The following is a 24,620-nucleotide window of genomic DNA, read 5'->3' as shown; positions in this document are numbered from 1 at the left end:
TTCCTCTTCGCCCGCCGACCCATCGCGCTCCTCGACGAGCCGCCGCCCAAATACCTCGTCCCGAGCCGATGGAAATCTCCAGACCAGCTGGAACTCCACTATGCCTGATTTTCCCCGGACAGCCGTGCCGCCTGCGGGACAAGGCGGCCCGGCGCAGCCGGGTCGGACGAGGGTCGGCTCGGCGCAGTTTTCGTCAGTCGCGCTCGCCAGAGCTTTCGGAATTCCGGCGTCGGAGGGAAGCGACGTCGCGCTGGGGGCCGGCGGCCGCGGCCCCCAGCGTGATGAAGATCGATGTTTCCAAGGCCAAGCTCGACGCCGCGAAGCAGAGCTTCGTCGAGAAGAATACGGCCTGGGCGGGCGGCTCCGCCGGAACGCCGCCCTCGCTCGCGGTGAAGGAGGAGGGCTCGCTGCCGATCGACCCCGACGGCGGCGGAACATGCGACCTCGCCTTCCTCTCCGGCAATGCGACGCGCAATGGCAAGAAGGCGCTTTCCGCCAGCGCGCCCTACCATGTCGAGCCCGGCTCGAGGATATCGGCGCGAATATGTTCGGGATAGTCGCCGAACGCCGCCGAATGAAACTTCACTCGGATCGGCGAGCCGCCCTTCCCGCCGCTCACCGGATGATGGAAGGAGCCCATCAACTGATTGTTCGAGACGGTTCCCCCGGCGCCCATGCGCGCCATGACGAACCGGATCAACAGATGCTCCAGATTGATTAGATTGCCGTCGACCATGGCCGTGAAGGCGCCGCCATTGCCTGGCGTCGCCTCCCTCCAGTCCGTGTCCCACCAGAGGGGAAAGGCGACGAACATGGGCGGCGGCTTGGCGTTCTTGACGGTGATCGTCATCGGAGGCGCTCCCTCGTCGCGCACCTTCACCGAGCCCCAGACCACGTAAATTCGCTCCATGGTCGAAGTCGGAAACCCCAATTCGGTGACGACCGCCATGCGGCCCGCGAACCGTTGTCCGATATTGTTGGAAATTCCGACATAGCGGTTGTGTTGGTCGGCTTGGCAATTGATGACGATATACATTCCGGCCGCGCCCGACATGCCCGGCGGCAGGACGGCGTTGCCGAAGTCGCCCCCCGGCAGGGCGGCGGGCGCCATGCCCGCCAGCGACGACCCTCTATTCAACCGAAAAAAGACATAACCCATGCTGAAATCTCCAGAATAGAAACTCGAACAAAGTCGCTGCGACAGGCGTGATCGCGAGATGGACGCCGGGAGACGCGCTCGTTTGAAAGACGCAGGAACACGCCTTGGGCGATGCTATCGCGTCGAGCCGCGCGGTCAACGGCTGGAGGAGCGGCTCCGACTTCGTTCACTCTCCCTCCGGAAAGCGGATGCGAAGGTCATCCGCGCTTGCTAAGGAAGGGCCGAAAAAGAAGGACAAAGGCGTGAACGAGGCGGCGAAAACCGATTTTTCGAGCGGCGACGCTCTCGGCGCGATATTGGCGTCGTTCCAGCGCGCGGGCTTCGCCCGCTGCGAGCCGAAGATCCTGCAGCCGGCCGGCGTCTTCCTCGATCGCTCGGGCGAGGATTTCCGCGGCCGCCTGTATCTCACGAGCGACGCCGCCGGGGCGGATGTGTGCCTGCGGCCCGAATATACGATTCCCGTCTGCCTCGCCTATCTCTCTTCTCCCGCGGCCGGCGCGCCCGCCTCCTTCGCCTATGGCGGCACGGTGTTCCGCTTTCCCGCCGAGGGCGAGGAAGGGACGGGCGAGCTGCTGCAGGCGGGGCTCGAGAGCTTCGGCCGCGACGATCGCGAGGCCGCCGACGCCGAAATCCTCGCCGCCGCGCTCGAGGCCGCGGCGGGCGTGGGCGGCGGCGCGCTCGATGTCGAGACCGGCGACGCCGGCCTCGTCTCGGCCTTCCTCGATCGGCTGGACCTGCCGCCCGCCTGGCGCCGGCGGCTCGAGACCGGACACGCCCGCGGCGAGTCGCTCGCGACGATTTTCGCCCCGCCGGCGAATGGCAAGGAGCAGGCCGGGGTTCTCGCCGCGCTCGAGAAGGTCGACGCCAGAGAGGCGCGCGCGCTCGTCGAGGATTTGCTCTCCATCGCCGGCATTTCGGCGGTCGGCGGCCGCAGCGCGGCGGAGATCGCCGAACGCTTTCTCGATCAGGCGGCGCTCGCCGGCGGCGCCGGAGTGAGCGCCGAGACCCATGCGCTGGTCGACGCCTTCTTCTCCGTGCAGGGGCAGATCGACGAGGCCTCCGCGACGCTGCGCAAGCTCGCGGCCGACGCCTCGCTCGATCTCGCCGCGGCTCTCGACGCTTTCGACACGCGCTCCGGCTTTCTCGCCGCGCGCGGCGTCGATCTCGATCGCGTGCGCTTCTCGGCGAGCTTCGCGCGGCGTCTCGATTACTATTCGGGCTTCGTCTTCGAGGCGCGCTCCGGCGCCTCCGGTCCGCCGCTCATCGGCGGCGGGCGCTACGACCGGCTGCTGAGGACGCTCGGCGCGAAATCCGACATACCCGCCGTCGGCGCGGCCATTTGGATCGATCGCCTCGCGGCGCGCAAAGGACCAGCGGCATGACGCCGACCGACAGACTCATCGTCGCCGTTCCCTCCAAGGGGCGGCTGCAGGAGAACGCCAACGCCTTTTTCGCCCGCGCCGGCGTCGAGGTCACGCAGGGGCGCGGCGCGCGCGACTATCGCGGCCAGCTCGCCGGCGTCGATGACGCGGAAGCGGCCTTTCTCTCGGCCTCCGAGATCACCGCGCGGCTTGCGAGCGGCGACGTGCATCTCGGCGTCACCGGCGAGGATCTGGTGCGCGAGACGATCGCCGACGCCGAGAGCAAGGTGGAGATTTTGGCGCCGCTCGGCTTCGGCAAGGCGAATGTGGTGGTCGCCGTTCCGCAGGCCTGGATCGACGTTCGTACCATGGCCGATCTCGCCGACGTCTCGGCGGGCTTTCGCGCCCGCCACAGCCGCGGGCTGCGCGTCGCCACCAAATATGTGCACACGACTCGCCGCTTCTTCGCCAAACATGCGATCGGCGATTATCGCATCGTCGAGAGCTCCGGCGCCACGGAAGGCGCGCCGGCGGCGGGCTCCGCCGATCTCATCGTCGACATTACGACGACCGGCGCGACGCTCGCCGCCAATGCGCTGAAGACGCTGGACGACGGCGTGATCCTGCGCTCGCAGGCCAATCTCGTCGCCTCGCTCGCCGCGCCCTGGACTGCGCGCGCGCGGGAGGCGGCGCGCATCATTCTCTCGCGCATAGCGGCCGAGGAGCTCGCGCGCACGACGCGCGAAATCCGCGCGCGGCTGCCCGATGCGGGCGAGGCGCTGCTCGCCGAGGCGGCTGAGAAATTCTCGGCCGATCTGCGCGAGCGCGGCGAAGCCGGCTTCGTCACTTTCGCCGCGCCGGCGGATAGCGCGCCGCAATTTGCGGATTGGCTCATCGCCAAAGGCGCGCGCACCGTGACCAGCGCCAGGCTCGACTATGTGTTCAGCGCGGAGAATGCGTTGTGGAGCCGGCTGCAAGCGCGGATTTGACGCCATTTCCGTGACGACCGCCCCGGCCGTCATTGCGAGCGAAGCGAAGCAAACTAGAGCCTTGGGGCGGCCCCTGGATTGCTTCGTCGCTCCGCTCCTCGCAATGACGACCATGCCGAATGCGAAGCATTCACCCGCAAACCGTATGAGAGTTCCGCACATGGTTTTGCGGGTCTGCGGACTCGTCTTCCTTTAGAGCGTTTTCAGCCGAAGCGGACGCCGGTGCGGCGTCGTCCCCGGCGCTGGCGGAGTGGCGCGACGCGCCGGGGACCCGAAAGCCGAACTCGATACTTTGCGGCTTCGGACGCCCGCCGGCTTCGACGCTCCGGCGGATGTGCGAGGACGGTCAATGCGTGTGGCGCAATAGCAGCAGCAACGCGATCGGATTGGTCGTCACATAGCGCAACAACAGCCGGCGCGGCTCGAGCCGAAGGCGATACGCCCATTCGAGGCCGGCCTTCTGCATCCACATGGGAGCCCGCCGCTTGGCGCCGGCGAGAAAATCGAACAGGCCTCCAGATGTCTTGATCACTTTGACGTTTCGAAGGCGATCGCTCCATTCGATCACGAATTCCTGCTCGCGCGGGACGCCGAGCGCGAGCCAGACGATATCCGGCGCGAGCGCGTCGATCTCGTCGATCTTGCGCTCGAGCTCCTCTCCCCGCAGATAGCCATGCGAGCGGCCGACGATGCGCAGGCCCGGAAAGCGGCGCTTCGTCTCCTCATAAGTCGCGCGATTGACCTCTTCCGTCGCGCCATAGAGGTAGAAGGTCACGCCCTCGCGCTCGGCCATCGCCGCGACGAGCGGGTAGAGATCGGTCGTCGCGACGCGCTCCGGCAGCGACCGCTCGCCCAGGAGGCGGGAGGCGAAGACGAGCGGCTGGCCATCGGCGCTGATGAGATCGGCCCGATCCACGAGCTCCGCGAACGCGCGGCTGGCGCGACGGCGCGCCAGCACCTCGCCATTGACGGAAGTGAGATAGAGGGGGCCGTTCGCGCGCGCGGGGCGGCGCGCCGCCTCGATCATCAGCCTCGCGGTCCCCGCGAGATCGAGACGCGCGACCCGCGCCCCGCCGACTGTGACCTCCTCGATGTCCCAGAACGCCGGATAATCGTGGAACGCCATGAATACACTACCCTTTTTGCGCCTGCCGTCCCGTTTCGAGACGCGGACGGCGATGTCGCAGGATAGGTTGAGAGATGCGTGCCAGCGAAAATCGAGGCTCGGCTGTGCGGTTTCGAAACGTGGATGAGCGCTTGCGCTTCGACCGCTAGAGCATGTTCCCGAAAAGTGCGAAGCGGTTTTCAGAAAAGAACATGCGAATCCAAATAACTCTAGAGAGGACGTCATTCCGGACGCTCGCAACGCGAGCGATCGGGAATCCGGAGCGACAGGCCGTGTCTTTGTGTCATTGCCCTGGATTCCCGGTCAGGCCTTCGGCCTGCCGGGAATGACGCCGTCTTTCGGCGTTGTCGCCCGCTCAGAGCAGCCGACGGGCCCGCGACGGATCGCTGTCGAGCCGAGCGAAGAGGAGATGGTCGCGCCATTGGCCGTTGATGTTGAGATAGGCCCGGGCGAAACCCTCATGGATGAAGCCGTTGCGCTCCAACAGGCGGATGGAGGCGGCGTTGGTGGGCAGGCAGGCGGCCTCGATGCGGTGCAGGCGCTGGCGGTTGAAGGCATAGTCCAGCGCCACCCGCACCGCGCGGGACATATAGCCTTTGCCGGCAAAGGGCTCGCCCATCCAATAGCCGAGCGTCGCCGCCTGCGAGACGCCGCGCCGCACATGGCCGAGCGTCAGGCCGCCGACCAGAGTGTCGTCGGCCTCGCGAAACACGAAGAAGGAATAGGCCTCGTCGCGCGCCATCTCCTCGGCGTGGCGGCGCACGCGATAGCGGAAGCTGGCGCGCGTGAGATCGTCGGCCGGCCAAGTCGGCTCCCATGGCGTCAGAAAGGCGCGGCTGCGCTCCCTGAGAGAAGCCCAGGGGACGAAATCCCGCATCTCCGAGCCGCGCAGATAGACGCCGTCGCCGCGCAGCGGCAGATCGCGATAGGCGGGGACGAGGCCAAAGAGCGCCATCGTCGCCCTCTCACGCCGGCGCGCGCGCCGCGCGGGCGCGCGCGGAGATGAAGGCCGCGACCTTCGCCGCATCATTGTCGAGGACGCTGAAACGCTCCCGCGCGGAGAGAATATGCGCGAGATGGTCGGGGAGTTCCGGCCGCTTGCCGATCGCCCGCTCCACCGCGTCCGGGAATTTCGCCGGATGCGCGGTCGCCAGCGACACGATCGGCGTCGACGGATCCTCGGCGAGGCGCTTCCTCGCCGCATGAACCCCTGTCGCCGCATGGGGATCGAGAATGTAGCCGGTCTCGCGATAGGCGCGGGCGATCTCCGCCGTCGTATCGGCCTCGTAGCACGCGCTCGCCTCGAACTCCGCGCGAATGGATTCGAGTTGCGCGGGCGCGACGGAGAAGCCCTTCGATTGCTCCAGCGCGCCCATGAGGCCGCGAATTTGCGCGGCGTCGCGGCCATAGGCGTCGAACAGCAGACGCTCGAAATTCGACGAGATCTGAATGTCCATGGAGGGCGATTGCGTCGGCGTCACCTCGCGCAATTCATAGCGCCCGGTCGCGAGCGCGCGCGCGAGAATATCATTGGAATTCGTGCCGATGACGAGACGGCCGACGGGCAGGCCCATGCGCTTGGCCACATAGCCCGCGAGCACGTCGCCGAAATTGCCGGTCGGCACGGAAAAGCTCACTTCGCGAAAAGGCGCGCCGAGCGCGACGGCGCTCGTGAAATAATAGGCGGTCTGCGCGACGACGCGCGCCCAATTGATGGAATTGACGCCGGCGAGTCCGACGCTCTCGCGGAAGCGAGCGTCGCGAAACAACGCTTTCAATATCGATTGCGCGTCGTCGAACGAGCCTCGAAGAGCGATGGTGTGGATGTTGCCGGCCTCGACAGTGGTCATCTGCCGGCGCTGCACGTCGGAGACGCGCTCATGCGGATAGAGAATGAAGACGTCGACGCGATCCAAGCCGGCGAAAGCCTCGATCGCCGCCGCGCCCGTGTCGCCGGAGGTCGCGCCGACGATGGTCGCGCGCAGATCGCGCCGCGCCAGCACGGCGTCCATCATGCGCCCGAGCAATTGCATGGCGAGATCCTTGAACGCCAGCGTCGGTCCGTGGAACAGCTCGAGGACGAAGAGATTTTCGGCGATCTGCGTGAGCGGCGCGACGGCGCTGTGGCGGAAGCTCGCATAGGCGTCCCGCGTCAGCGCGCGCAGCGCCTCGCCCGTGAAGGCCTCGCCGAGGAAGGGGGCGATGATTCGCGCGCTCGCTTCCCGATAGGGAAGGCCGGCGAGGGCCGCGATCTCGCCGCGCGCGAGTCCCGGATAGGAGACAGGCGCATAGAGGCCGCCGTCGGACGCGAGGCCGGCGAGGAGGACGTCTTCGAAGGCGAGCTCGGGAGCTTCGCCGCGTGTGGAAATGTAGCGCACGGCGTCTCTTCTAACTCGCCGACCCGGCGCCGGGAAAGTCCGAAGGCGCCGAAATTCGTCATGCGCCGCTTCGGCCGCTTCGGCCGCGTCAGCGCTGCTTCAGCCGCCCTAGGGCGTAGAAAGCGAAGCCCCCGGCCACCGCCGCCGCCAGCGAGAACCAGGTGATGGCGTAGGAGAGGTGATTATTGGCGAGCTCGATATTGTGGTCATAGACGCGCGGCAGGCCGGGCGCGGAGGCTGCGGGATCGAGCTCCAACAGGAAGGGCGCGGCGTCGGAGAGCTTCAGATGGTCGGCGAGAACGCGCGCGTCGGCCGTGTAGAAGAGCCCCTGCTGCGGCGCATCGGCGGGAGTGAAGACATTGCGCGCCTGCGGGCCGCGCAGCACGCCGACGAGCGTCACATCCCCGGCGGGTTCGCGCTTGCGCGTCTCGTCGGCGCGCTTGGAGAGCGGCAGAAAGCCGCGATCGACGAGAATCGCCCCGCCCTCGTCCAGCAGGAAGGGCGCGATCACCCGAAAGCCCGGCTCTATGCCGGCGCCCGCGGGCGGCGGCGAGAAGATCAGCGCCTCGCGCGAAAGGTCGAAACGGCCCGAGACGCGCACATGGAGGAAATCATAATCCTCGGCCGCGAGCTCCGTCCAACGCGCGCGCGGCGCCTCGACCGGCGCGGCGCCGGCGCGCGTCTCCACGCGGGCGATCAGCGCCTCCTTCCAGGCGAGGCGGCGCAGCTGCCACACGCCGAGTCCTGCGAGCAGCGCCGCCATGAAAATAGTGAAGAGCGCCGGCCCGAGCAGGGCGCGCGCCTCAGTTCTCATCGGCGCGCTGGCCCTCCTCCGCCCTGTTGAAATATTGCAGCGCGATCAGCAGGCTCTTCGTCGGCCGCAGCAGCCCCGCGCAGACGACGACGGTGAGCGGCAGGAAGATGAGCGCATGCACCCAATAGGGCGGCGCATAGGCGACCTCGACCCAGAGGGCCGCGCCGACGACGATGAAGCCGGCGATGGTCATGACGAAGACGGCCGGCCCGTCGCCCGAATCGGCGAAGGCGAGATCGAGCCCGCAGACCTCGCAACGCGGGGCGAGCTTCAGAAAGCCCTGGAACAAATGTCCCTTGCCGCAACGCGGGCAATGGCCGAGGAGGCCGGCGACATAAGGGTTGACGGGCGGATATTCGTCGGCGGCCATGGTTTTCCTATCCCTTTGCGAGGGCGAGAGGGCGTCGAAACGAGAGAAGCGCCGACGGTCCCGCCGGCGCTTCTTTCAGAAGCCGCGATGGGCCCGTCCACTCATTCCATATGGCCGCCCCAGTTGCCCCACACATAGATGGAGGCGAACAGGAACAGCCAGACGACGTCGACGAAGTGCCAATACCACGCCGCGAACTCGAAGCCGAGATGTTGCTCCGGCTTGAACTGGCCGGCGACGGCGCGCGCGAGGCAGACGATGAGGAAGATCGAGCCGACGATCACATGGAAGCCGTGGAAGCCGGTCGCCATGAAGAAGGTGGCGCCATAGATCGAGCCGGAGAAGGCGAAGGGCGCATGGGCGTATTCATAGGCCTGGATCGCGGTGAAGGTCAGGCCGAGCGCGATGGTGGCGATGAGGCCCTTCTTCAGCGTGTCGCGGTCGTTGTGCAGCAGGCCGTGATGCGCCCAGGTGAGTGTCGCGCCCGAGGTGAGCAGGATCAGCGTGTTGAGCAGCGGCAGATGCCAGGGATTGAGCACTTCGATCCCATGCGGCGGCCACACGCCCTGGAACAGCTCGGTGCGCGTGACCTGCGTCGGATCGGCGGGGAAGATCGCCGAATTGAAGAAGGCCCAGAACCAGGCGACGAAGAACATCACCTCGGAGAGGATGAAGAGAATCACGCCATAGCGGTGATGCAGCTGCACCACCTTGGTGTGATGGCCCTCATGCTCGGCCTCGCGGATGATGTCGCCCCACCAGGACCACATGGTGAAGAGCACGCCCGCGAAGCCGGCGGCGAACAGAACCGGGCCGCCGATCTTGACGCCGAGCAGCGGCAGGCCCTTCATCCAATAGATCGCGCCGATCGCGGTGAGCAGAGCGGCGAGCGAGCCGACGATCGGCCAGGGGCTCGGATCGACGAGATGATAGTCGTGATTTGGTTTCGCGTGTCCGTCCGCCATGATGATTTCCTTAAGACTTCGCCGGCCGGGCCGGTCTCGTTCACAGGGCTCCATTCGCTAGAGTCTTTCCCTGTTTCACTGAAACGAGGAAAGACTCTCGGCTTTTGGTTTGACGCGTTTCCGACGCCGAACCGGCGTCCACTTCGGCTGGAAACGCTTTAGGGATGGTTCGCCCCGCCGCGGACGCCCCCCGTCGCATTCTCGTCATTCGTCAACTCTTCGGCTTCGCCGCGAGCGCGCTCGCCGCCCCGGTCGGTTTCGACTCCTCGGGTTTCGACTCCTTGGGTTTCTTGGAGGCGAAGAAGGAGTAGGACAGAGTGATCTCCTCGACGCGCTTCATCGTCTCGTCGGCCTCGAGCGCCGGGTCGAGGAAGAACACCACCGGCCATTCGGCGCTCTCATGCGGCGCGAGCTTCTGCTCCGAGAAGCAGAAACAGGCGAGCTTGTCGAAATAGGCCCCGGCCTGATCCGGGCTGACATTATAGGCGGCGACGCCGGCCGTCTCCTGGTCGGAGAGATTGACGACCTTGTAATAGACGGTCGCCGTCTCGCCGGTGCGCAGCACGATGCGGGGCGTTTCCGGCTCGAAGCGCCAAGGCAGATCGCGCGCGACATTGGCGTCGAAACGCACGGAGAGCCGCCGCTCGCCGGGCTTGGCCGGGGCGAGCTTGGCGACCTGCGTCGTGCCGCCGAATCCCGTCGCCGCGCAGAAGGCGCGATAGAGCGGCACGGAGGCGAAGGACAGGATCAGCATGGCCACGGAGCCGACGACCAGAAGCCCCGCGCCCTTGCCGGCGCGGCGTCCGCTCTGTTTGTCTGCGCGATCCCCGCTCATGCCCATCTCACCCCGCCCTCGGCACGACATTGCCGCCGAGCTTCACTATGGTGACGAAGTAAAAGAGCGCCACGAACAGCGCCACGGCGACGCCGATCGCGATGTTGCGCGCGCGGCGGCTCTTCTCCTGTTCCGGCGTGAGGACGACTCCCTCCCGCCGCTCGGATGTGTCTTCGGATCGACCCATCGTCATCTTCCTCCGCTCAAGCGAGCCAGGACGAGAGAGCGACGAGCCTCTCGACCACCAGAACCATGAACAAAAGGGACAAATAGACGATGGAGAAGAAGAAGAGGCGCATCGCCGCGCGGCGGGCCCGCTCGCCCTCCCGGCGCAGATAGACGTCGACGGCGCAAGCGATCAGCGCCGCGCCGAGCGCCAGCGCGACGAGGCCATAGACGGGCGAGGCGAAGCCCAGGAGATAGGGCGCGACGCCGATGGGCGCGAGCGCGATGGAATAGGCGAGAATCTCGAGGCGGGTGCGCGCTTCGCCATGCACATTGGGCAGCATGGGAATGCCGGCGCGGCCGTATTCCTCGCGCTTGACGAGGGCCAGCGCCCAGAAATGCGGCGGCGTCCACATGAAGATGACGCCGAACAGGACGATGCTCGAGAGATCGACGGCGCCGGTCGCCGCGGCGAAGCCGACGACGGGCGGCAGCGCGCCGGCCGCGCCGCCGATGACGATGTTCATCGGCGTCGAGCGCTTCAGCCACATCGTATAGACGACGACATAAAAGAAGATGGTGAAGGCGAGCAGCCCGGCGGCCAGCCAATTGGCGACGAGGCCGAGCGTGAACACCGCCATCACGGAAAGGAACAGGCCGAAGGCGAGCGCCTCCTCGCGGCCGAGACGGCCCGCCGGAATGGGCCGGCGGCGCGTGCGCGTCATCAGCCGGTCGATATCGGCGTCGTACCACATGTTGAGCGCGCCGGAGGCGCCCGCGCCGACAGCGATGGCCAGCAGCGAGGCGAAGGCCAGGAAAGGATGCGGCGCGCTCGGCGCCAGCAATATGCCGGCGAGAGCGGTGAACACGACGAGCGACATCACCCGCGGCTTCAGCAGGGCGAAATAATCGCCGGGAGCGGCGACAGGCGCGCGCGGGGCCGAAGCTTCGTCGATGATGAAGGAGGCGTCGCTCATCTCTCGCTCTCGCTAAGCTCTCGTTCCAACGTCCTCGAGATCGGACGTTGATCGTGTCGGGCCACGGCCGCTGAGCGCCGCGGCCCGACAAATGGCGTCAGTGATGGCCCGAGCCGGTGATGCGCGGCAGGGTGTCGAACTGATGGAAGGGCGGCGGCGAGGACAAGGTCCATTCGAGCGTCGTCGCGCCCACGCCCCACGGATTGGCTCCCGCCTCGCGCTTGCGCAGGAAGGCCTCGGCCACCGTGTAGAAGAAGAGCAGGACGCTGACCGCGGCGATGGCGGCGCCGACCGACGACCAATAGTTCCACAGCGCGAAAGCGTCGGGATAGTCGATGTAGCGGCGCGGCATGCCGGCGAGGCCGAGGAAGTGCTGCGGGAAGAAGACGAGGTTGATGCCGATGAACAGCAGGATGAAGTGCGCCTTCGACAGCGTCTCATTGTAGAGATAGCCGGTCATCTTCGGGAACCAGTAGTAGAAGGCCGCGAAGATCGCGAACACCGCGCCGAGCGACATGGTGTAGTGGAAATGCGCGACGACGTAATAGGTCTCGTGCAGCTGGCGGTCGGCCGAGGCGTTCGCGAGCACGACGCCGGTGACGCCGCCGAGCGTGAACACGAAGATGAAGCCGATCGCCCAGACCATCGGCGCGCGGAAAGAGATCGAGCCGCCCCACATCGTCGCGATCCAGGAGAAGATCTTGATGCCCGTCGGCACCGCGATGACCATGGTCGCGAAGACGAAATAGCGCTGCGCATTGAGCGACAGGCCGACCGTATACATGTGGTGCGCCCACACGATGCAGCCGAGGAAGCCGATCGACACCATGGCGTAGGCCATGCCGAGATAGCCGAACACGGGCTTGCGCGAGAAGGTGGAGACGATGTGGCTGATGACGCCGAAGGCCGGCAGGATCAGCACATAGACTTCCGGATGGCCGAAGAACCAGAACAGATGCTGGAACAGGATCGGATCGCCGCCGCCCGCCGGATCATAGAAGGTGGTGCCGAAGTTGCGGTCGGTGAGCAGCATGGTGATGGCGCCGGCGAGCACGGGCAGGGTCAGCACCAGCAGGAAAGCGGTCACCAGCATGGCCCAGGCGAAGAGCGGCATTTTGTGCAGCGTCATGCCCGGCGCGCGCATGTTGAAGATGGTGGTGATGAAGTTGATCGAGCCGAGGATCGACGAGGCGCCGGCGAGATGCAGCGACAGGATCACATAATCCATCGCCGGCCCCGGATGGCCCGTGTTGGACGACAATGGCGGGTAGAACACCCAGCCGCCGCCGAAGCCGAGCGAGCCGGGAGCGCCCTCCGCGAACATCGACAGCACGAGCAGCACCAGCGAGGCGGCGAGCAGCCAGAAGGAGATGTTGTTGAGGCGCGGGAAGGCCATATCCGGCGCGCCGATCATGATCGGCACGAACCAGTTGGCGAAGCCGCCCATCAGCGCCGGCATGACGAAGAAGAAGATCATCAGCACGCCATGGGCGGTGATGAACACATTGTAGAGATTCTTCGCGGCGTCGAGATTGGTCGGGTCGGTTCCGTACAGCAGTGCGGAGAGGCCCGGAAAGACGGAAATGCCGGGATGAGAGAGCTCGGCGCGAATGGCCAGCGACATCAGGAAGCCGATGAGGCCGCCGACGACGGCGAGGACCAGATAGAGCGTGCCGATGTCTTTGTGATTGGTCGAGAAGAGATAGCGGCGCAGGCCGGTGGGATGGTCGTGGTGGGCCCCCGCCTCGGTCGAGATGGCGTCCATGGTCGTGATCCTCGAGAATGCTTGGCTTTATGTTCGGTTGGTCGATGCGAAAGAATCAGCGGACGCCGGGCTCGGCGGCGACGCGCACGCGCCCGTCGTCGGCCTTGGCGAACTTCTTCTTCGCCTCGACCAGCCATTCGGCGTATTTCTCCTTGGAGACGACGCGGATGGCGGCGGGCATGAACGCATGATCCTTGCCGCAGATCTTCGAGCACTGGCCGTAGAAGAGGCCTTCCTTCTCGGCCTTGAACCAAGTCTCGTTCAGACGGCCGGGCACGGCGTCGACGCGAATGGTGAAGGCCGGAATGGTGAAGGAGTGGATCACGTCGGAGGCGACCACCTGCAGCTTGACCACCTCGCCGACCGGCACCACCGCCTCATTGTCCACCGAGAGCAGACGAACGTCGCCATTCTCAGGCTTGATGTCCGAATCGGGCTTCATGAACTGATCGAAGGCGAATCCGCCGCCCTGATCCTCCGGATAGGCGTAGGACCAGTACCACTGGTTGCCCGTGACCTTGATCGTCACCTTCGGCTCGGGGATCTCCATCTGATGCGCGAGCAGACGGAAGGAGGGGATGGCGATGAACACCAGAATGAGGACCGGGACCAGCGTCCAGGCGATCTCGAGACCGGTGTGATGGGTGAGCTTGGAAGGAACCGGATTGGCGTTCTCGTTGAACCGCCAGCCGACATAGACCAGGAGGCCGAGAACGAAGAGGCCGATGAAGCTGATGATGGGAAGCAGAACCACATTGTAGAAAAATTGCGTTTCGGCTCCCACTTCCGTCACCGTCGTCGGGAGGCCGAGGCCTCCGGGAGTGGGCTGGCCGACCACCTGGGCGGATGCGACGCCCGCGAGCAGGAGGAGGGAAGATACGGCGCCGGCCGTCAAAGCCGCGCGGCGGAGTGTGGGTCGTCTGCCGATGAGCATGAAGATCGCCTCTCGGACCTTTAGAACAAGGTCGTTTTGATGCTGTTATCCGGTCGTTGTGATCGCGCCGAATCCGCCACTAATCCGGCTCGTCAGGTATTCCCAGGCGGGTTCAACCACAAACGGCGTTGTCGCGCAATCGCTGCGGCGCCACAGTCTGCCTGACAAAAAGTCGCGCCGCCTCCGGCTGCGCAAAATTGCGGCGTCGGCGCCCTTCCGCTTGACAGAGGGCGGCCATTTGCTACGCAAAGCGCCAGCTTCGTGAGTGTTCGCAACGCCCCGTTTTGACCCGGTTTCCATCCTAATGGCCAGTGAAATCCGCATCGATAGAAAGATGGAGCGAAAATGAGGCCGCACGCCGCCGACGCCCGGCTCGCGAGGTTGCGACATGTGGTCGCGGGGATGGGTTTCGCAGTCGCAGCATTTAGTGCAGCCACGCCCGCCGCCGCCCAGGGAGCGGTGAAGTCGAAATATGGCGATTGGGAGATTCGCTGCGAGACGCCCGCCGGCGCCGCCGCCGAGCAATGCGCGCTCATTCAGAGCGTCGCGGCGGAGGACAAAGCCAATGTCAATCTGGTCGTCGTCGTGCTGAAGACGAGCGACGGCAAGAGCCGGCTGCTGCGCGTGATCGCGCCGCTCAATGTGCTGCTCATCAAGGGGCTCGGCCTCACCATCGACAAGACCCGCATCGGCGACACGGGCTTCGTGCGCTGCCTGCCCTCGGGCTGCGTCGCCGACGTCGTCATGGACGATGCGCTCATCGAGCAGCTCAAGAACGGCAGGACGGCGACCTTCGTCATCTATCTGACGCCCGACGAGGGCGTCGGCCTGCCGCTGTCGCTCGCCGGCTTCAAAGAGGGATTCGCCAAACTGCCGTGATGGCGGTAATGCCTGCGTGACGAAGGGCGAAGCGCCCCCTCCCTCCCCCTCCCCCGCTCCGCGGGAGAGGGGAAACGGCAGGCGCGACGCGAGCCCTCGATGAAGCGCCGAGTCTGCTCCCTCTCCCGCGAAGCGGGGGAGGGCTGGGGAGGGGGCTGGCCGAGCGGAGGGTGGAAGGCCGATGGATACGGGACGCATGATGCGGCGCTTTGGCGCGATTCTCTCGATTTCCGCGCTGACGACAAGCGGCGCCTGCGCCTTCGAGATTCCCAATCCCTTCTCGGTTTTCGGCGGCGGCGAGAAGGAGCAGAAGTCCGAACGGCCCGCGCAGGCCGCGCCGGGCGCGGCGGTCGATTGCCCCGAGATTCTCGTCGACACCGGCGCCGCCACGCTGCGCGCGCCGCCGGGCGCGGACAATGCCTCGGTCCGCTATCAGCTCTCGCTGTCGCATCTCGCGCGCGAATGCTCGGTCGCGGGCGATCAGATCCTCATCAAGGTCGGCGTGGAGGGAGCGGCCGTGCTCGGCCCCGCCGGCCAGCCGGGCGCATTTTCCGGCTCGGTGAAAATCTCCGCGCGGCGGCAGAAGGACGAGGCGATTCTCGACTCCAAATCCTATCGCGTCTCGGCGATCGTGCCCGCCGGCGCCGCGCGCGGCGAGTTCCGCCTGATCGCCGAGCCGCTCTCGGTTCCCTATCTCGGCGCGCAGGCCGCCGATGATTACGAGATACTCGTCGGCTTCGAGGGCGGAGCGGCGGACAAGGCCGCGCCGGAGCAGAAGCGCCGCCGCCGCCATGTCCGCACGGCGCCTACAGCATCTTCCCAGGATTGAGGATTCCCTTCGGGTCGAGCGCCGATTTGATCGCGCGCATCAGCTCGAGCGCGACCGGGTCCTTCACCTTGCGCAGGAGATCGCGCTTCAGCGCGCCGACGCCATGCTCGGCGGAGACCGAGCCCGAATATTTCGTCACCAGCCCATGCACGATCTCATTGATCTCCTCGCGTCGGGCGAGGAAGGCGGCGCGGTCGGCGCACTCGGGCTGCGAGACGTTATAGTGAATATTGCCGTCGCCCATATGGCCGAAGGGCGTCGGCCGCGCGCCCGGCGCATGCGCCGTGACGAGGGCGTTGGCCTCTTCGAGAAAGGCGGGAATCGATTCGAGCGGCACGGAGACGTCGTGCTTGATCGAGCCGCCCTCGGGCTTTTGCGCCTCGGGAAGCGTTTCGCGCAGCTTCCACAGACCGGCCCGCTGCTCGAGCGTGGCGGCGACGGCCGCGTCCTCGGCGACGCCCTGCTCCAACGCTTCCCCCAGCAATTCGGTCAATAGCTCCTCGACGCCGCTCTCGGCGGGCGAAGCGAGCTCGATGAGCACATACCAGCGATGCGCGCCGGAGAGCGGATCGCGAACCCCGCTCATATGGCGGAGCACGAATTCGACGCCGATGCGCGGAATCAGCTCGAAGGCGACGAGCGCCGCGCCGGCGCGCGCCTTGGCGAGCGACAGCAGCGCGAGCGCCGCGCGCGGATCGGCGAGGCCGACGAAGGCTGTCGCGCGCGAGCGCGGCAAGGGAAAGAGCTTCAGCGTCGCGGCGGTGATGACGCCGAGCGTGCCCTCCGAGCCGATGAACAAATGGGCGAGGTCATAGCCCGTATTGTCCTTGCGCAGCTTGGAGAGCCCCGACAGCAGCCGCCCGTCGGCGAGCGCCACCTCGAGCCCGAGCGCGAGATCGCGCGCCGCGCCATAGGCGATCACATGCACGCCGCCGGCGTTGGTGGCGAGATTCCCGCCGATCGTGCAACTGCCTTCGGCGGCGAGCGAGAGCGGGAAATAACGGCCGACCGCCTCCGCGGCGGCCTGGGCGTTGGCGAGAATGACTCCGGCCTCGACGGTCATCGTGTCGGAAGCGGAATCGACCTCGCGGATCTTGTCGAGCTTGCGCAGCGACAGAACGATCTGCGCGCCGCTCTCGTCGGGCGTCTGGCCGCCGACGAGTCCCGTATTGCCGCCCTGCGGGACGACGCCGACGCCGGCGTCGTTGCAGAGGGCGAGAATGGAAGCGACCTCGCGGGCGCTTCGCGGCTCGACGACGGAAAGGGCGCGGCCGAAAAAAGCGTCGCGCGGCTCATGGAGATAGGCAGCCATGGCGCCAGGATCGACGATGACGCCGGATCTTCCGACAATCGCGCTCAAGCGATCGAGCAGCCCCGAATCGTCACGTCTCGTCATCGCGTCCTTTTGCGAGGCGTCCTTTCACGAGGGCGGTCAGAAGGATCACCTCGTTGCGGCGTCACCAATGGCGACGACGATGCGCTTCATCCGAGCGGCGGACCCGCACATAAGCGGCGGCGGCGATCGGAAGCCCGCCGAGGACGATACTGCACAATGTTGCGGCGAGAAGCGCATTCATGTGACCATCTCCTTCCAGATTCGAGCGCGGACCCTCTCGGAGCCGGCTCCCCATGCTGGGCATGGACGCAAATCCTATGCCCAACTCGACCGGGCTGGCAAGAAAAATAACCCGGCCAAGCCCGAAATGCTTCCTGAAATCCGTCCGTTGTCACATGCAGGCCATTGCGCGAATGTAGGCTTTCGAGCTTGCGTCGCCATAAGTAGACTTACTTAGAAAATGCGCGGTCACGCGGCTTACTGGCGCGACAATAGCCGCCGGCGCGGCGCCGCCTCCGCCGCCTTCTCGAAGAGCGCGACGACCTCGAGATGAGGCGAATGCCGAAATTGATCGATCGGCGTGATGAATTTTGCGGCATATCCGCCCTTGCTCAGAATTGCGGCGTCGCGCGCGAAGCTCTGCGGATCGCAGGAGACGGCGACGATGCGGCGCACGGCGGAGCCTGCCAGCGCCTGCGCCTGCGCCATGGCTCCGGCGCGCGGCGGATCGAAGACGACGGCGTCGAAACGGGCGAGCTCCTGCGCGTCGAGCGGGCGGCGGAACAGATCGCGCGCCTGCGCCTCGATCTGACGTAGCCCCCGCGTCGTGCGGGCGGCGCGATCCAACGCCTCCACCGCCGCCACATCCGCATCGATCGCCGTCACTCGAGCGCGCTCGGCGAGCCGCAGCGCGAAGGCGCCGACGCCGCAGAAGAGATCGGCGACGCGCTTGGCCTTCTCGCCGACGCCCTGCGCGACGAGGCGGGCGATCGCCGCCTCGCCCTCGGCGGTCGCCTGTAGAAAGGCGCCGGGCGGCGGAAGGACTTGCGTCTTCCCGACCATCACCCCGGGCGGGAGGCGCAGCGTCACCAACCGCCCATGATTGGCGAGACGGGCGAGATCGAGGCGTTCCGCGAGCTCGAGCAAAGTCAGCGTCTCGCGCTCCTCGAGCGCGCCGGCGCCACGAATATCGACATCGAGCCCGCCCGTCGTCGCCGTCACGGCGAGATCGAGCGGCTTGCCGCGTCCGGCCAGCGCCTGCGCCAGAGCGCGCGCCGCGGCGGGCGCGCCCGCGAGGGCCGCCTCGAGCAGCGGACAGGCCTCGATCTCGACGAGCTCATGCGAGCGGGCGCGCATGAAGCCCACCCGCGCCTCGCCTTTCTCGAAGCGGGCGTGGAAGGTCACGCGCCGGCGCCCGGCGCCATGGGCGTCGACGAGCGGCTCGACCGGCCAGTCGAGACCGGCGTTGCGCAGCGCCGTTTCGGCGAGGCCGCGCTTCCAGCCGGCATAGGCGGGCTCGGCCAGCGTCTGCACGGCGCAGCCGCCGCAGATTCCATAATGCGGGCAGAAGGGCTCGATACGATCCGGCGAAGGCTCGAGGATATCCACGAGACGCGCGCGCTCGCCCTCCGTCTCGGCGAGAACCGTCTCGCCCGGCAGCGCGAAGGGAACGAAGACGAGCCCCTCCTTTGCACGGGCGACCCCCTCGCCGCGATGGCCGAGACGTTCGATGACGAGCCGCCGCAGCATCACGCCCGCCGCGCATGGAGGAGAAATTCGCGATTCCCCTCGCCGCCCAAAATCGGCGAAGCGATCACGGCGGGAACGCGCCAGGAGAGCGCCTCGACCTCCGCCGCGACGCGCGCGCAGACTTGCCGGTGAACGGCTTCGTCGCGCACGACGCCCTTCTTGCCGGCCCTGCGTCCCGCCTCGAACTGCGGCTTGACCAGAGCGACGAGCTCGGCCCCCTCGGCGGCGAGCGGCAGAACGGGCGGCAGAAGCAGCGCGAGCGAGATGAAGCTGGCGTCGACGACGATGAGCGAAGGCGCCTCGGCGAGATGCGCCGCGGAAACAGAGCGCGCGTCGAGCCCCTCGAGCGAGGTCACGCGCGGATCGTGGCGCAGCCTCTCATGCAATTGGTCGTGGCCGACATCCACAGCGACCACATGGCGCGCCCCCGAACGCAGCAGCGCGTCGGTGAAGCCGCCGGTCGAGGCGCCGAGGTCGAGACAGTAGCGATCTCTCGCGTCGACGCCGAATGTTTCGAGCGCATGGGCGAGCTTCACGCCGCCGCGCGACACGTAAGGATGCGGCGCCTGCGCGATGATCTCGGCGCCCGGCGCGACGGGCTGCGAGGGCTTGGCGATCCTGCGGCCGTCGACCTCAACGAGGCCGGCGAGAATGGCCTCGCGCGCCTTGGCGCGGCTCTCGAACAGGCCGCGTTCGCAGAGCGCCACATCGGCGCGAAGCGGCGCGGGCGCGCTCACCATCGCAGCAGCCGCGCGCCGAGCGCCGAGCCGGCGAGGGTGACGAGACCGATCGCCAGCGAATACCAGACGGCGACGAAGAGCGGACTGTCGTCCTGGCAATGGGCCGCATAGAAGCTCGCCGCGAGCGCGCCGGCGACGAGGCCGGCGACCGCGCCGGCGACCGCCGGCCGGCTCGGCGCGCCGCGCCTCAGCGCGATCAGAAGTATCGCGAGCGGGCCGATGGCGATGGCGGGAATGAAAATCAGGCAGAAACGCGCGTTGACGCCGACGAGACGCGCGCCCCAGGAGTCGGAAGGCGCGGCGAGAAGCTCGAGCGCCACGGCGACAATGAGCACGGCGAGCGCGACGAGCGGCGCGAAACGCCAATAGCCGACATCGGCGCCCGGCACGGCGAGCCGTCGCAGCAGGCCGACCCCGGCCGCGAGCAGGGTGAGCGTCACCGCCAATTTCGTGAGAAAGCGCAGGTGTTGCGCCGCGGCGCCGAGATCGGGCCTGACGCCGATGAAAGCGAAGAACGCGACGGCGGCGGCGACGGCGGCGGCCGCGAGCGACAGGGCGAAGATGCGCGCGAAGCGAAAACGCGACGGCGCATGGTCCGCGACGAGCGCGCCGATCAGCTCTTGCGTTTTCATGTCTCGCCTTTCCGATAGAGCCCCGCCAGCGTCTTGATCGCCCGATGCAGCGCGACGCGCACCGCGCCCTCGCTCATGCCATGCCGCTCGGCCGCCTCTTTCACCGAATGTCCGTCGATCGACAGGAAGCGCACCAGATCGCGCTGGCGATCGCCGAGCTCTTCGAGCAGGCGGTCGACGTCCTGCCGGTCGAGCCCGTCGTCCGCCGCCTCGGGCGCGGCGAGATCGAAGGCGTCGTCGATCGGCAGCGGCTCCTTGGCGCCGCGTCTGCGGCGCGCATCGATGAGCTTGTTGCGCGCGATCGTCATGATCCACGGGCCGATCGGCCTGCCCACGTCCCATGTGTCGCGCTTCAGATGGATCGCGAGCAGCGTCTCCTGCACGACATCCTCCGCCTCGCCGATGTCGAGGCCGAGCCGCGCGCAATCGCGCCGCGCGATCCCCCGCAGCGCCGGCGTCAGCGAAACGAGCAGCCTCTTATAGGCGCCCGAATCGCCGGCAATGGCGGCGCGCATCAGCACGGCCCACTCCTCCTCGGCTCTCGGCGCTCCCAAACGTCCACCTTGTCATTCGTGAAACAGCGCCCTCTCGTTACGTCATGCGCAGGGGGCGCGTCGAGTGGCGCGTCGAGCGTCTCTTCGCCCAATTCGCGCCATGCCCAATTCGCGCCGGATCACAATTCGAGTCATGACACAAAATCGCCGGACTATTCGCTCCTTCTTAACGAAAGAATCGCAAATCTATCGACGCGCCGCGCGACCGCGGCCCCGCCCTCGGCGAGGGCGCAGTCGGATTGGAGCTACTCCTTGCGTAAGTTTTCGAAGTCCGCCTTTTCGCGCAATGCTCTCGTCCTCGCGCTCGCCTGCGCCGGAGCGCCGGCGGCCTTCGCCGCGGGCGACGTCTATGACGGCCAGGCGGAATGGGCGCAGCGCTATGACGCCGATCCGAGATTGACCGTCTCGCGCTCGACGACCCCCATCCTCTCGACTCAGACGGTCGCGGCGACAGAAGCCGCGATCCAGCAATTGCAGGAGATCGTCGCGCGCGGCGGCTGGCCCATGGTGCCCGCCGGCCAGCAGCTGCGCCTCGGCTCCAACGGCCCGGCGGTCTCGGCGCTGCGCCGCCGCCTGATCGTCTCCGGCGACATCGGCGCGGAGGCGGGGACGAGCCCCGTCTTCGATTCGTACGTGGAATCCGCGGTGCGCCGCTTCCAGGCTCGGCACGGCGTCAACGCCACGGGCGTCGTCTCGACGCAGACCTTCGCCGCGCTCAACGTGCCGGCCGAGCTGCGCCTGCGTCAGCTCGAGACCAATCTGGTGCGCCTGCGCAGCTTCTCGCGCGATCTCGGCAATCGCTATGTGACGGCCAATATCCCCGCCGCCTCTGTGGAGACGGTGGAGAACGGCTATGTCGTCACCCATCACACCGCCGGCGTCGGCAAGATCGACCGCCAGTCGCCGGTGATGCAGACCAAGGCGATCCAGGTCAATTTCAATCCCTTCTGGACCGTCCCCGCCTCCGTCATCCGCAAGGATCTGATCCCCAAGATGCAGGCGGACCCGAACTATCTCGCGGACAACCACATCCGCGTCTACAATAAGGAGAACGTCGAGCTCTCCCCGCAGCAGATCAACTGGAACTCGCTCGAGGCGCTGAACTACAAGTTCCGCCAGGACACGGGCGGCGACTTCAACTCGCTCGGCGTGGTGCGCATCGACATCGCCAATCCTTACGGCGTCTATATGCACGATACGCCGGCCAAGGGCATTTTCGGCGACGATTTCCGCTTCGTGTCCTCGGGCTGCATCCGCCTGCAGAATGTGCGCGACTATGTCGCCTGGCTCTTGAAGGAGACGCCCGGCTGGGATCGCGACCATATCGACGAGGCGATCCGCTCCGGCGAGCGCATCGATGTGAAGATCACCCCCGCCGTGCCGGTCTATTGGGTCTATGTCACCGCCTGGGCGACGCCGGACGGGGTGATGCAGTTCCGCGAGGATATTTATCAGCGCGACGGCCTCGGCCTCACCACCGCCCTGCCGCAATCCGCGCCCGCGGCGACGCCCGTGGCCCAGCGGCAGGCTTCGCGCTCGCAGACGCTGCCGGTGTTCGGCGAGGACCAGAATTGAGTTGCTAAAGGCGCGATCACACGTGCGCGAATTCCTTCTCCCGCAAGCGGGAGAAGGGTCTGCGCGAGCCTTCTTTAGAACCGCGCTCAATACCCCGCGCGCTGGGCTCCGCCGCGATGGGCGCGCCAGGACCCGCCGCATTTGTCGGTGGAGGAGGACCAGGCGCCCTGGCCCGCATTGCCGCGCAGATTGCCATGGGCGCGCGCCACATGGCCGCCCTGGGTGGTGAAGCGCGTCATGATCGCGCCGTCGCTCTCCACATAGCCCCAATGCGCCATGCGCCCCGCCGCCAGCGCCGCCGCGCCCGCCTGCGTGCCGACGAGGAGATCGGCGTGAATCTCGATTTGATCGGGCAGCAATCCGGGGCAGCTGCCGACCGTCGTGCGCGCCTCGAAAACCCAGGACCCGTCATAGCGGCCGGCCTCGACGGCGGCGCCCGCCGTCTCGCGCTGCGCCGCCTCTGCGACACCGATCGAAATCATCGAACCCAGCAATAAAATCCCCGGCCCCCGCATCATCCGGCCTCCTCGAACGCCCGTTGCAGCGTGTCGAACATATCGCCGCCAGCGTAAATAAATTCTGCAACGCCGGCCGCGCGCAGCGCCGCCTCGAGCTCTCCCGGCCGGCCCGCGAGATAGACTCGAGCCCCGGCGGCGGCGAGATCGCGCGCCGCCTCGACCGCCTTTTCCGCATAAAGGGCGTCGGACGAGCAGATACATGCGAGCTTCGCGCCGCTCGCGCGGAAGGCAGCCGCGATATCCGCGCCCTCCTCGCCGAACGCCGCCTCTATGCCGCCCGCCTCGAAGAAATTCTTGGCGAAATTCGCGCGCGCCGTGAAAGCCGCCACCGCGCCGAGATTGGCGAGGAAGACGCGCGGCCGCGCGCCTTTTTCCGCGCGCGCGGCGTCGGAGCGGTCGCGCAGCGCCTCGAAGGGCTCGGAGAGACGGCGCGGCCGCAGGGGCGGCGATTTCAGCGCGCCGGCGGGCGCGGCCGCCTCGAAGAACGACGCGTCGAAAGGCGCGAGCGCCGCGACCGGCGCTTCGCCAATGTCCGGAAAAGCGTTGGAGCCGGTGATCTTGTCGCGCGAGCGCGCGACATTCTGCGCGCGCTTGCCGGCGACCTCGGCGACGCGGCCCTGGAAAGCGCCCTTCTCCAGCGCCGTGGCGAGACCGCCCTCGGCCTCGAGCCGCTGGAGCTCCTCCCAGCCGCGCGCGCAGAGCGCCTCTGTCAGCGCCTCCATGCCGCCGGAGCCGCTCGCCGGATCGTCGACGGCGTGGATATGCGATTCGTCCTGCAGCACGAGCTGCGTGTCGCGGGCGAGACGGCGGGCGAAATCATCCGGCGCGCCGAGCGCCTGCGTGAAGGGCAGGACGGTGATGGCGTCGGCGCCGCCGATCGCCGCGCCGAAAGCGGCGAGCGTCGCGCGCAAGAGATTGGTCCAGGGGTCGCGCCGCGTGACCATGCGCCAGGCCGTCTCGGCATGGACATAGATCGGCGCCGGCGCGAGGCCGCAAGCCTCCTCGACGCGGGCGAACAGGCGCCGCAACGCGCGGAATTTGGCGATGGTGACGAATTCGTCGGCGTCGGCGGCGAGGCGGAAGGAAAGGAGCGAACGCGCCTCGTCGAGCGGCAGGCCGCCCTCATCGAGCGCGCGCAGATAGGCGAGCGCGGCGGCGAGCGCGAAGCCGAGCTCCTGCGCCTCCGTTCCGCCGGCGGCATGGATGACGCGGGCGTCGGCGACGACGGTCCCGAAACGATAGCCGGCCGCGGCGAGGCTCTTTGCGCGCGTCGCGAAAGCCTTGCTCTCCTGCGCCCAGGGGCCGGGCAGGAAACCGTGCAACGCCTGCGCGCCGAGCGGATCGAGCCCGAAAGAGAGGCGCGTGATGCTCGGCTCTATATGAGCGCGATCGAGCAGGCGCAGCAGCGCGTCGACGGCCTTCGGCGCGCGCGGCGAAAACTCCACCAGCGCGGGAATTCCATAGTCGAGGCGGATCTTGTCGAAGACATGGGCGAGCGCCTCCTCGCCGTCGTCGGAAAGGCCCGTCCCATAGGCGCCCTGGGCGCCGGCGAAGACGATGTGCAATCCATCGGCGCCGCCCTCGAGATCCGAGAGGGCGAGGCGATTGGCCGCATCAGGATCGGAAAGATCGACACGCGCCAGAACGGACCAGCGGCCGGGCGCGGCGCGCAGCGCTCGCGGTCCCGGCGCGGTCGCGCGCGGATAGAGCGGGGAGATCTCGACCCCGTCGTAGGTCTTGGACATCAGCCGCTCGAAGGACGCGCCCTTCAGCGCCCGATCGACGATTTTACGCCAGCCCTCCTCGTTTCCCGATGGAAAAACGCCGGCCAGCGGCGCGTCTTGCAAACTCATGAGCGAGCCTCGAACAATGACGGGATTGCGGGCGTCTTCTTGCATGAAGCGCGCGCTGCCGCCACCCATATCCGCAACCTTCGCCCGCGCCGGGCTTTATTTTCACGGCGCGGCGCC

Annotated in this window: 25 protein-coding genes; 6 read left to right on the top strand and 19 right to left on the bottom strand. The window is 67.3% G+C overall.

Going from position 1 to position 24,620, the window contains the following annotated elements; all coding sequences use genetic code 11:
* Positions 1–281: 281 nt before the first annotated feature.
* Positions 282–557 (top strand): hypothetical protein, encoded by a 276-nt coding sequence (locus tag Mspo_RS13180; protein ID WP_159730451.1) that lies wholly within the window; start codon positions 282–284, stop codon positions 555–557.
* Here the strand turns inward: Mspo_RS13180 and Mspo_RS19930 are convergent.
* Positions 506–1,159 (bottom strand): hypothetical protein, encoded by a 654-nt coding sequence (locus Mspo_RS19930; protein WP_244613434.1) that lies wholly within the window; start codon positions 1,157–1,159, stop codon positions 506–508. The genes Mspo_RS13180 and Mspo_RS19930 overlap by 52 nt on opposite strands.
* A gap of 242 nt (positions 1,160–1,401) precedes the next feature.
* On the opposite strand from Mspo_RS19930, the gene Mspo_RS13165 reads away from it, so the two are divergent.
* Positions 1,402–2,541 (top strand): ATP phosphoribosyltransferase regulatory subunit, encoded by a 1,140-nt coding sequence (locus tag Mspo_RS13165; protein ID WP_159730445.1) that lies wholly within the window; start codon positions 1,402–1,404, stop codon positions 2,539–2,541.
* Positions 2,538–3,509: an ATP phosphoribosyltransferase gene (hisG, locus tag Mspo_RS13160; protein ID WP_159730443.1), complete on the top strand. Its 972-nt coding sequence runs from the start codon at positions 2,538–2,540 to the stop codon at positions 3,507–3,509. The genes Mspo_RS13165 and hisG overlap by 4 nt, the downstream gene beginning before the upstream one ends.
* A 346-nt stretch (positions 3,510–3,855) precedes the next feature.
* Here hisG and Mspo_RS13155 read toward each other — a convergent pair whose 3' ends face one another.
* The 11 genes from Mspo_RS13155 to coxB all read right to left on the bottom strand — a co-directional run bounded on the left by Mspo_RS13155 (position 3,856) and on the right by coxB (position 13,838).
* Positions 3,856–4,635 (bottom strand): WecB/TagA/CpsF family glycosyltransferase, encoded by a 780-nt coding sequence (locus Mspo_RS13155; RefSeq protein ID WP_159730441.1) that lies wholly within the window; start codon positions 4,633–4,635, stop codon positions 3,856–3,858.
* Positions 4,636–4,990: 355 nt separating this feature from the next.
* The gene (locus Mspo_RS13150; RefSeq protein WP_159730439.1) at positions 4,991–5,590 is read right to left on the bottom strand and encodes a GNAT family N-acetyltransferase; all 600 of its coding nucleotides are present in this window, start codon (positions 5,588–5,590) and stop codon (positions 4,991–4,993) included.
* 10 nt (positions 5,591–5,600) lie between these two features.
* On the bottom strand, positions 5,601–7,013 hold the full coding sequence (gene thrC, locus Mspo_RS13145; RefSeq protein WP_159730436.1) for a threonine synthase: 1,413 nt from the start codon (positions 7,011–7,013) through the stop codon (positions 5,601–5,603).
* A gap of 88 nt (positions 7,014–7,101) precedes the next feature.
* On the bottom strand, positions 7,102–7,827 hold the full coding sequence (locus Mspo_RS13140; RefSeq protein ID WP_159730434.1) for an SURF1 family protein: 726 nt from the start codon (positions 7,825–7,827) through the stop codon (positions 7,102–7,104).
* On the bottom strand, positions 7,817–8,197 hold the full coding sequence (locus Mspo_RS13135; protein WP_159730432.1) for a DUF983 domain-containing protein: 381 nt from the start codon (positions 8,195–8,197) through the stop codon (positions 7,817–7,819). Before Mspo_RS13135 ends, Mspo_RS13140 begins: the two co-directional genes overlap by 11 nt.
* Positions 8,198–8,298: 101 nt before the next feature.
* The gene (locus Mspo_RS13130) at positions 8,299–9,162 is read right to left on the bottom strand and encodes a cytochrome c oxidase subunit 3 (RefSeq protein WP_159730430.1); all 864 of its coding nucleotides are present in this window, start codon (positions 9,160–9,162) and stop codon (positions 8,299–8,301) included.
* 211 nt (positions 9,163–9,373) lie between these two features.
* Positions 9,374–9,997, bottom strand: coding sequence for a cytochrome c oxidase assembly protein (locus tag Mspo_RS13125; protein ID WP_159730428.1), 624 nt, complete (start codon positions 9,995–9,997; stop codon positions 9,374–9,376).
* Positions 9,998–10,004: 7 nt separating this feature from the next.
* On the bottom strand, positions 10,005–10,190 hold the full coding sequence (locus Mspo_RS13120) for a hypothetical protein (RefSeq protein ID WP_159730426.1): 186 nt from the start codon (positions 10,188–10,190) through the stop codon (positions 10,005–10,007).
* Between the two features lie 10 nt (positions 10,191–10,200).
* Positions 10,201–11,139 carry a heme o synthase gene (locus Mspo_RS13115; RefSeq protein ID WP_159730425.1) on the bottom strand — a complete coding sequence of 313 codons (939 nt, stop codon included), beginning with the start codon at positions 11,137–11,139 and terminating at the stop codon, positions 10,201–10,203.
* Between the two features lie 97 nt (positions 11,140–11,236).
* Entirely contained in the window at positions 11,237–12,904 is a 1,668-nt protein-coding gene (gene ctaD, locus Mspo_RS13110) for a cytochrome c oxidase subunit I (RefSeq protein WP_159730424.1), read from the bottom strand.
* Between the two features lie 55 nt (positions 12,905–12,959).
* The gene (gene coxB, locus Mspo_RS13105) at positions 12,960–13,838 is read right to left on the bottom strand and encodes a cytochrome c oxidase subunit II (RefSeq protein WP_159730422.1); all 879 of its coding nucleotides are present in this window, start codon (positions 13,836–13,838) and stop codon (positions 12,960–12,962) included.
* A gap of 345 nt (positions 13,839–14,183) precedes the next feature.
* Here coxB and Mspo_RS13100 point away from each other — a divergent pair, with 345 nt between their 5' ends.
* The gene (locus tag Mspo_RS13100; RefSeq protein WP_159730420.1) at positions 14,184–14,717 is read left to right on the top strand and encodes an invasion associated locus B family protein; all 534 of its coding nucleotides are present in this window, start codon (positions 14,184–14,186) and stop codon (positions 14,715–14,717) included.
* A gap of 196 nt (positions 14,718–14,913) precedes the next feature.
* Positions 14,914–15,546, top strand: coding sequence for a hypothetical protein (locus tag Mspo_RS13095; RefSeq protein WP_244613433.1), 633 nt, complete (start codon positions 14,914–14,916; stop codon positions 15,544–15,546).
* On the opposite strand, the gene Mspo_RS13090 is transcribed toward Mspo_RS13095, so the two are convergent.
* The 5 genes from Mspo_RS13090 to Mspo_RS13070 form a co-directional block, all read right to left on the bottom strand.
* A complete protein-coding gene (locus Mspo_RS13090) occupies positions 15,524–16,942 on the bottom strand; it encodes an FAD-binding oxidoreductase (protein ID WP_159730416.1) in 1,419 nt (472 codons plus the stop codon). The two genes, Mspo_RS13095 and Mspo_RS13090, sit on opposite strands and share 23 nt — an antisense overlap.
* A 417-nt stretch (positions 16,943–17,359) precedes the next feature.
* The gene (locus Mspo_RS13085) at positions 17,360–18,631 is read right to left on the bottom strand and encodes a class I SAM-dependent RNA methyltransferase (protein WP_201281700.1); all 1,272 of its coding nucleotides are present in this window, start codon (positions 18,629–18,631) and stop codon (positions 17,360–17,362) included.
* On the bottom strand, positions 18,631–19,371 hold the full coding sequence (locus Mspo_RS13080; RefSeq protein ID WP_159730412.1) for a TlyA family RNA methyltransferase: 741 nt from the start codon (positions 19,369–19,371) through the stop codon (positions 18,631–18,633). The genes Mspo_RS13085 and Mspo_RS13080 overlap by 1 nt, the downstream gene beginning before the upstream one ends.
* Positions 19,365–20,003 carry an NrsF family protein gene (locus tag Mspo_RS13075; protein WP_159730410.1) on the bottom strand — a complete coding sequence of 213 codons (639 nt, stop codon included), beginning with the start codon at positions 20,001–20,003 and terminating at the stop codon, positions 19,365–19,367. The genes Mspo_RS13080 and Mspo_RS13075 overlap by 7 nt, the downstream gene beginning before the upstream one ends.
* The gene (locus Mspo_RS13070; protein WP_159730408.1) at positions 20,000–20,557 is read right to left on the bottom strand and encodes a sigma-70 family RNA polymerase sigma factor; all 558 of its coding nucleotides are present in this window, start codon (positions 20,555–20,557) and stop codon (positions 20,000–20,002) included. The genes Mspo_RS13075 and Mspo_RS13070 overlap by 4 nt, the downstream gene beginning before the upstream one ends.
* 252 nt (positions 20,558–20,809) lie before the next feature.
* Here Mspo_RS13070 and Mspo_RS13065 point away from each other — a divergent pair, with 252 nt between their 5' ends.
* On the top strand, positions 20,810–22,132 hold the full coding sequence (locus tag Mspo_RS13065; protein ID WP_159730406.1) for a murein L,D-transpeptidase: 1,323 nt from the start codon (positions 20,810–20,812) through the stop codon (positions 22,130–22,132).
* Positions 22,133–22,218: 86 nt separating this feature from the next.
* Here the strand turns inward: Mspo_RS13065 and Mspo_RS13060 are convergent, their stop codons facing one another.
* Together Mspo_RS13060 and Mspo_RS13055 are read right to left on the bottom strand one after the other, a co-directional pair.
* Positions 22,219–22,614, bottom strand: coding sequence for a hypothetical protein (locus Mspo_RS13060; RefSeq protein ID WP_244613432.1), 396 nt, complete (start codon positions 22,612–22,614; stop codon positions 22,219–22,221).
* A gap of 32 nt (positions 22,615–22,646) precedes the next feature.
* Positions 22,647–24,503, bottom strand: a complete 1,857-nt coding sequence (locus Mspo_RS13055) for a methylmalonyl-CoA mutase family protein (RefSeq protein ID WP_201281699.1) — start codon at positions 24,501–24,503, stop codon at positions 22,647–22,649.
* Between the last annotated feature and the right edge of the window lie 117 nt (positions 24,504–24,620).

It is taken from the genome of Methylosinus sp. Ce-a6 (genome assembly GCF_009811655.1).
GTDB lineage: Bacteria > Pseudomonadota > Alphaproteobacteria > Rhizobiales > Beijerinckiaceae > Methylosinus.
This window is presented reverse-complemented; position numbering and strand designations above follow the sequence as displayed.